Source organism: Sphingobacteriales bacterium, from assembly GCA_012517435.1.
In the GTDB taxonomy this organism is placed as follows: domain Bacteria; phylum Bacteroidota; class Bacteroidia; order CAILMK01; family JAAYUY01; genus JAAYUY01.
The window spans coordinates 1-6,713 of the sequence record JAAYUY010000104.1; the positions used below are offsets into that span (position 1 = coordinate 1).

Consider the following 6,713-nt stretch of genomic DNA (forward strand, 5'->3'; position numbering starts at 1 on the left):
AAAATTACCAACACATCCGTAACTGTCAGGATAGATGTTGAATGAAACACCTGGTTTTTCCTTCACAAAAACATTTGAAACAAAAGTGTCTTTACAGCCAAAACTACTTACAGCAATCAGGCTGACATTATAGGTGCCATGGTTTGAATAAAGATGGGTCGGATTGGCGGAAGTGCTGGAAGTATTATCCCCGAAACTCCAGTAATAATTTGATAATGAGCCATTCCCCGGCATAATTTGAGACATGTTGTAAAAAGGAGTTTGATCACCCTGACAGACGGTATCTGCTGAAAACGAAGCCGATGGCAGGTCATAAACCTGAAATGTTTTTGTTACCGAATCAACCCCGCAGGTATCGCTGACTATCAGCTTGACAGTATATATTCCTGCATTGCTGAATGTCAGATTTGACGGTTTTTGCTGGGTGCTTACATTCCCATTGCCAAGATACCAGGTGTATTTGGCAAAAGGAGAAAGGTCTTTTGACTGATTATTGTACTGAATGGTTGCCGGCAGACATTGATTGTCAATATTTCCGATTGCAGCTACCGGTTTTTTGTAAACATATATTGTTGAAGAGGCTGTGGAGGTTCCGCAACTCCCTGTTATTTTTAACGTTACGTTATATGTTCCTGTATCTTTGAAAGTGTGTACGGGATTTTGGAGAGTCGAGGTGGAATTGTCCCCGAAATTCCATAAATACGTCAGGTTATCACCTTTTGATGTATCGGTAAAACTGACCTGATATTCCTTACATCCGACATTTGAGGGTGAATATTTGAATCCTGCCTGCAAAGGCCCGTAAACAGTTACATTTATGCTTTCCGTGTCGATGCCGCAGAGATTGCTGTCTTTCAGAATGACAGTATATTTTCCCGGATTGTTAAACTTATGTGTAGGCCCGGCACCGATAGAGCTCCAGCCACTATTACTACCATCGCCAAAATCCCAGAAAAAGAATTTTGTGCCTGCATAGCAATTAAATTCTGTTTTATTTTGAAAGCTTATCGTGGTGTTGGGATAGCAGACTACATATTTATCTGCTGAAACTTTGGCGATATCTTTCGTATAAGCATTGACAGGCCCCCATGTTGCCTGTGTACTCCCACAACTATTAGTGGCTGTCAGCTTAACATATAAACTGCAGCTGGATGTTTTATAAATATGGTAAACACTGTCTCCCTGATTGGAATAGTCAAAAGTTTCGGTAGATCCGTCACCAAAATCCCAGACAAATTGGGTACAACCCGAAACGTGTGTCGAGGTGTTTTTAAATGAGGTGGTAAATGGAATACATCCGTTGGAATGTCCGTTGTCGGGGCCTCCGATACCTACAACCGGGTAACGCAGGTTGATGACCTTCCCATAAAATATTCTTTCGCAGCTATTGGTATCCCTGCTGATGACATAGACATCAAAAACACCTGTTTTCATGTAAGTGTGTTTGATAAGGCCATTGGGATACGGAAGAAGGACATTCCCTGAAGAAGATGAGCCGTCACCAAAGTCAATGTAATAGTTGAGAAGGGTGTCAGGTGAAGCAAATGACTGCGTAAATGTGTCGGGGTCAGTAACCAGACTCAGGCATCTTTTCCATGTTACAGACTGAAGGGCAATACCAAGATTGTTGTAAAATCTGATGGGTGGCTTGCCGTTTAAAACCGTCAGCGACTTTGTCTTGTTATAGGAACAGCCATTCTGTGTAACCTTTAAATTTATATTGTAATTTCCTGTTGATGAATACTTTATAGAAACTGTGTCGGAGTTTGTTGAACTACTTCCATTGCCAAAAGTCCAGTAATAAGTAGCTGAAGAGTTGCCGGTAGTTTTATTGGTGAAAAATGCACGTGAATCCTTGCAGACAGTGTCGGAAAGCATTGAAAAATCGACTGTGGGAGGGTTATAGATACTAATGTTATTAAATGCAGAATCAACACAGGAGGATGGGGTTACTGCGATAAGGGTAATTCTGTAAGTACCTGCATTCTTCATCAGCATTCCGGGATTAGATAATCCGGTTGTCGTATCAAAACAAACTCCGTTGATATACCAGTAGTAAGTTGAAGTACTGGCCAGTGTGCCACTGGATGTGTTGCTCAGTTTTATGGTATCAGGACTAATGCACCCGTTATTGTTCAGTGTATAAGAAAAGGAAGGATTCAGATTTGTACAATTTTGTGCGGTTACTTTCGATTGATTGATAAGAATAAGAAAAATAATAAGCAGATAAAGAATGATCCAGTTGATGGAATAGATTCTTTTAAAATGATTTTTTCTATTGTTAGACTGACCTCTGCTCCCTATCAGTGAAAGAAGTATGTAAATCGTTGTAATTGTTACCATTGCCCCGTTAGTTTTGATAGTTGTTCGACCATGACATTTTACCTATCATCATTGCTCAGTAAGTGGTACGAAAATATAATTTAGCAAAAAGGGATTGCAAATTAATTTTCTGAGGGGCTGTATAAGATTTTATAATACAATTGGTTAGAATACACTTTCCCATCGTCTTAAGTTTTTAAATTTTCTCAGCATCAAATTCACAGTTATATTGCCTGTGAAAAAGGAAGGTTACTGATTTTATTATATTGATCTGATAGACAGATACTTGTGAACCTCAGAAGGTACAAGTGCCGAGAAATCCTGTTTGTTTCTGATCATCTCCCTGATTTGGGTTGAGGAAATGGGAAGCAATGCGCTCTTTATCACTGCGATATTAAACAATTGATAGCTTTTTGGAATGGTATAGTCTGGTTTTCTTGGATAGACGATGATATGATAATTTTGAAGTATCCTGTTAAAATCTTTCCAAAGATGAAATTGATCAAGTGAATCACTACCGATGATAAGAACAAAGTTAAGTTCCGGATATTGTGAATGAAGTGCTTCAAGGGTATTGATGGTGTAGGAAGGTTTTGGCATATTGAATTCAATATCACAGACTTCAAAGTCCGGATATTTTTCTAATGCCTGCTTAGCCATGATTAACCTGTCTTCGGCAGGAATAAGTCCGGATTCATTTTTTAATGGATTGAGAGGACTGACGACAAACCATATTTTATCAAGATGATATTCAAGCGATTTTTGAGCTATTTGCAAATGGCCATTGTGCAAAGGATTGAAGGAACCAAAAAACAAACCTGTTTTCATGACTGGCTTTCAATAAAATTTCTGACAATTTCAGAGACTGTCCTGATACAGTCTTCAACAGCCGAAGAGTTATCAGCCACGAAATCAAACTGATTGGCAAAACTGAGTTCAAAAACTGCTTTATCAAGGCGTTTTTTCAGCATTTCAGGATTTTCTGTTTTTCGCGACAGTAGTCGTGACTTCAGGGTTTCGACATTTCCGGGATGTATGAAAATAAGTAATGCTTTTTCTTTGTAAAGTTTTTTGATGTTAATCGCTCCCAGTACGTCAATATCAAGCAGGGGGATTTTGTGGTGATTGATGATACGTTTTATTTCTGATTGGGTTGTCCCGTAGAAAATATGCTCATAAACTTCCTGATATTCAACAAATTCATTTTCCGAAATCAGCCGTTTGAATTCTTCTTCAGAGATGAAATAGTAATCTTTCCCATCTGTTTCGTATGCTCTTTTTGTTCGGGTGGTTGAAGAAACTGAAAACTCAAGTAAATGAAATTCAGACAATAACGCTTTTGCGATTGTCGATTTTCCACTACCTGAAGGTCCTGATATGACAATGATTTTTTCAGTCATTCTTAAAGTATGTTTGCCAGTTGTTGTTTGATTTTTTCAAGCTCTTCCTTCATCTCGACCACAATTTTCTGTATTCCGTGATCATTGGCTTTTGAGCCAATCGTATTGATTTCCCTGCCTATTTCCTGAGAAATGAAAGTGAGCTTTCGGCCTGAGTTTTCTTCGTTCATCATCACTTCCCTGAAATAGCTCAGGTGAGCCTCAAGCCGGTCAATTTCTTCTGTAATATCCAGTTTTTCAACATAATATATGATCTCCTGTTCCAGCCTGTCGGAGTTGAGCAGTTGAGAAACTTCTGATATCCTTTGTCTGAGTTTTTCGGTGATATTAGTGATCCTTTCTTTTGCCAGCTGAGTGATCTTTCCTTTTAATTCCACTAATTTGTTGATATACTCAATTATCTGATTTTCAAGTTTTTTTCCTTCAATGAGCCGGTAATTATCCAGTTTTGAAATGGCATTTCTCAGACACCTGAGAGTTTCTTCCCATTCTTCTTCATCAATTCCGTTTTCAGCGGGTTCATTTGAAAACACGTCAGGGAAGGTGAAAACTATTCTTGCAGCCTGGTCTTTTGGTTGTTGCCATTTATCAAACAAGCTTGAAATTTCTGAAAAATAGGCATCTGCAATATCTTTATTGATGTTTCTGATATTCTGGTAAGGATCATTGTATTTAATCTGAAGCAGGAAATCTGTTTTTCCCCTGACAACAGAATTTTCAATAATAGATTGTATATCAATTTCTTTTGAAAAATATTTTGGTGGAAGTTTTGATTTAAAATCAAAATTCCGGCTGTTGAGGGTTTTAATTTCAGCTTTTATGGTAAACTTGTCTGTCTCGTGTACAGCACTTCCGAAACCTGTCATTGATTTTAGCATCATCCAAAAATTTTAATGTCTGAATCAAAGAAATTATCAAGATTTGCAAGAAAAATTTTCTTTCAAATTTCAATGAATATGAGCATAAAGCACACATCAAAATCAATTATTTTTCTAATCTTTTCATTTTCAATACTTTCATTATTTTATTCATGCAGGGTTTTTCATGCTAAACAGCCGGCTGATAACAATATGGTTTCTGACAGAAACGGGCTGATTGTTATGTTTTATAACGTTGAAAATCTGTTCGATACAATTAATGATCCTTTGACAAATGATGAGGAATTTCTGCCGGAAGGCGCTAACAAATGGAATTCTTATCGTTATTATGATAAGCTCCAGAAACTTTCAAAAGCAATGATTGCTGTCGGAGGATGGAGTCCTCCTGAATTAATTGGTTTAGAAGAGATTGAAAATCAAAGGGTTTTAGAAGATTTGATCCGGCTGACTCCTTTAAAAAATGCAGGTTATGAAATAATTCATAAAGAGTCGCCAGACTACAGGGGCATTGATGTGGCACTGCTATACAGGAAAAAGTTCTTTAAACCAATTTATTATGAATTTATTCAGGTCAAAAATGTTAGCGATACATCATTCAGAACCCGTGAAATTTTATTTGCAAAAGGAATAGTTAATAAAAAAGATACTTTGCATATTTTTGTCAATCATTGGCCATCAAGAAGGGGTGGACAAACAGAAAGTGAAGGGAACAGGCAACTTGCTGCCAAAAAACTAAAAGAGAAGGTCGATTCTGTTTTTGAAAAAACACCGGAAGCATATATTATTATTGGTGGAGATTTTAACGATGAACCTTCCAACATCAGCATTTCACAAACCTTAGGTGCCAGGTTGGATTCAAATGATATTAAAGCGAGTGGCCTGTATAATTTATTCGGGTACAGTGAAGCTAAGGGAAAAGGTTCATATAAGTTCAGGCTGGAATGGGATCAGATTGATCAGATTATCGTTTCATCCGCATTTTTTAATGATAAAGGAAATTTATTCATTTCCAAAAGCGGAGGAAAAATCTTTAGCGAAGATTGGTTAATGGAAGAAGATACAAAATACCAGGGTAAAAAACCATGGAGAACCTATAATGATACTCATTACAATGGAGGATACAGTGATCACCTCCCGGTTTTCACTGAAATTTTAATCAAATAGAAATAAAAATCAGATAGTCAGATAGGCTATAAATCCAAGGATTATAATGCCGATAAAAACAAGAATGATGATGTTTTGAATGCTAAACCACGTTGTCAGCTTGTCAAGAGCCTGAATGAGGTGTCCAATATCATCGCCTTCCGTTTTGACAACATGGCGGAATCTGTTGGCAGACAGGTTGGTAATTACACCCATGACAATAATAATAAAGGCTAAAACTAAAAGAAAGAGCACTTTAATTGAGTAACCTTTGGCGATAAGAAGATAGACACCAAAGACTCCGAAAATAACACCCAGAATGAGCATTAAAACACCCACATAGGTCATCTGGCGAAATAATTTCGTAATGACCAGATTCTCTTGTTCAGTAAATTCGTAACCTTTTGTTTCCATTAATACCTCCTGATTTTTAATGATTAATGAATATTCCTTTTAAAAAGAATAATTGAACAATTTTTTTTTCAGTGTAAAGATACAAAAAAAATTTGTGAAGAAGTTTTGAGAAGAAAAATCAATTGAATTCTTCTATTATTTCCATACCGGCTTTTATGGCATCTTCATTCATCTGAATCAGATGATGGTATCTTTCAGGTAATGATTTTTTAAGCCCTCTGACAACATTGTCAAGTGTAACGACAGGCTTAATTTTCAAATAGGCGCCTAAAACAACCATGTTGAAAATTTTAGTATTACCCATTTCAGTGGCTTTTTCTGTGGCCTTTACCTGATAAATTTTAATGTCTTTTCTCTCAGGATGTCGTGTGATTCCGTTCGGGTCGTACAACAGGCAACCGCCTGGTTTAACAGTTTTCTCAAACTTATCCATTGACTGTTGATTGAGAATAATGGCTGTATCAAAGTTACTGATGATTGGAGAGCTGACAGGCTCGTCACTCAGGATAACCGTAACGTTTGCAGTACCACCACGCATTTCCGGCCCATAAGAAGG

Annotated in this window: 7 protein-coding genes; 1 reads left to right on the forward strand and 6 read right to left on the reverse strand. The window is 37.2% G+C overall.

All coding sequences use genetic code 11. The annotated features are described in order from the left end of the window. The 4 genes from GX437_06205 to GX437_06220 form a co-directional block, all read right to left on the reverse strand. A partial coding sequence (locus GX437_06205) for a PKD domain-containing protein (protein ID NLJ07245.1) occupies window positions 1–2,343 on the reverse strand: 2,343 nt, incomplete at its 3' end. A 240-nt stretch (window positions 2,344–2,583) separates the two neighbouring features. Next, the gene (locus GX437_06210; GenBank protein NLJ07246.1) at window positions 2,584–3,150 is read right to left on the reverse strand and encodes a nicotinate-nucleotide adenylyltransferase; all 567 of its coding nucleotides are present in this window, start codon (window positions 3,148–3,150) and stop codon (window positions 2,584–2,586) included. Beyond that, window positions 3,147–3,722, reverse strand: coding sequence for a guanylate kinase (gmk, locus tag GX437_06215; GenBank protein NLJ07247.1), 576 nt, complete (start codon window positions 3,720–3,722; stop codon window positions 3,147–3,149). Before gmk ends, GX437_06210 begins: the two co-directional genes overlap by 4 nt. Window positions 3,723–3,724: 2 nt before the next feature. Further along, window positions 3,725–4,603: a YicC family protein gene (locus tag GX437_06220; GenBank protein NLJ07248.1), complete on the reverse strand. Its 879-nt coding sequence runs from the start codon at window positions 4,601–4,603 to the stop codon at window positions 3,725–3,727. A gap of 75 nt (window positions 4,604–4,678) precedes the next feature. On the opposite strand from GX437_06220, the gene GX437_06225 reads away from it, so the two are divergent. Then, complete coding sequence (locus GX437_06225; GenBank protein ID NLJ07249.1) at window positions 4,679–5,764, forward strand: endonuclease; 1,086 nt, start codon at window positions 4,679–4,681, stop codon at window positions 5,762–5,764. A 9-nt stretch (window positions 5,765–5,773) separates the two neighbouring features. Here the strand turns inward: GX437_06225 and GX437_06230 are convergent, their stop codons facing one another. Together GX437_06230 and GX437_06235 are read right to left on the reverse strand one after the other, a co-directional pair. Then, on the reverse strand, window positions 5,774–6,157 hold the full coding sequence (locus tag GX437_06230) for a hypothetical protein (GenBank protein ID NLJ07250.1): 384 nt from the start codon (window positions 6,155–6,157) through the stop codon (window positions 5,774–5,776). 118 nt (window positions 6,158–6,275) lie between these two features. Further along, window positions 6,276–6,713, reverse strand: a 438-nt coding sequence (locus GX437_06235) for a 2-oxoglutarate ferredoxin oxidoreductase subunit gamma (protein NLJ07251.1), incomplete at its 5' end; no start/stop codon positions are given.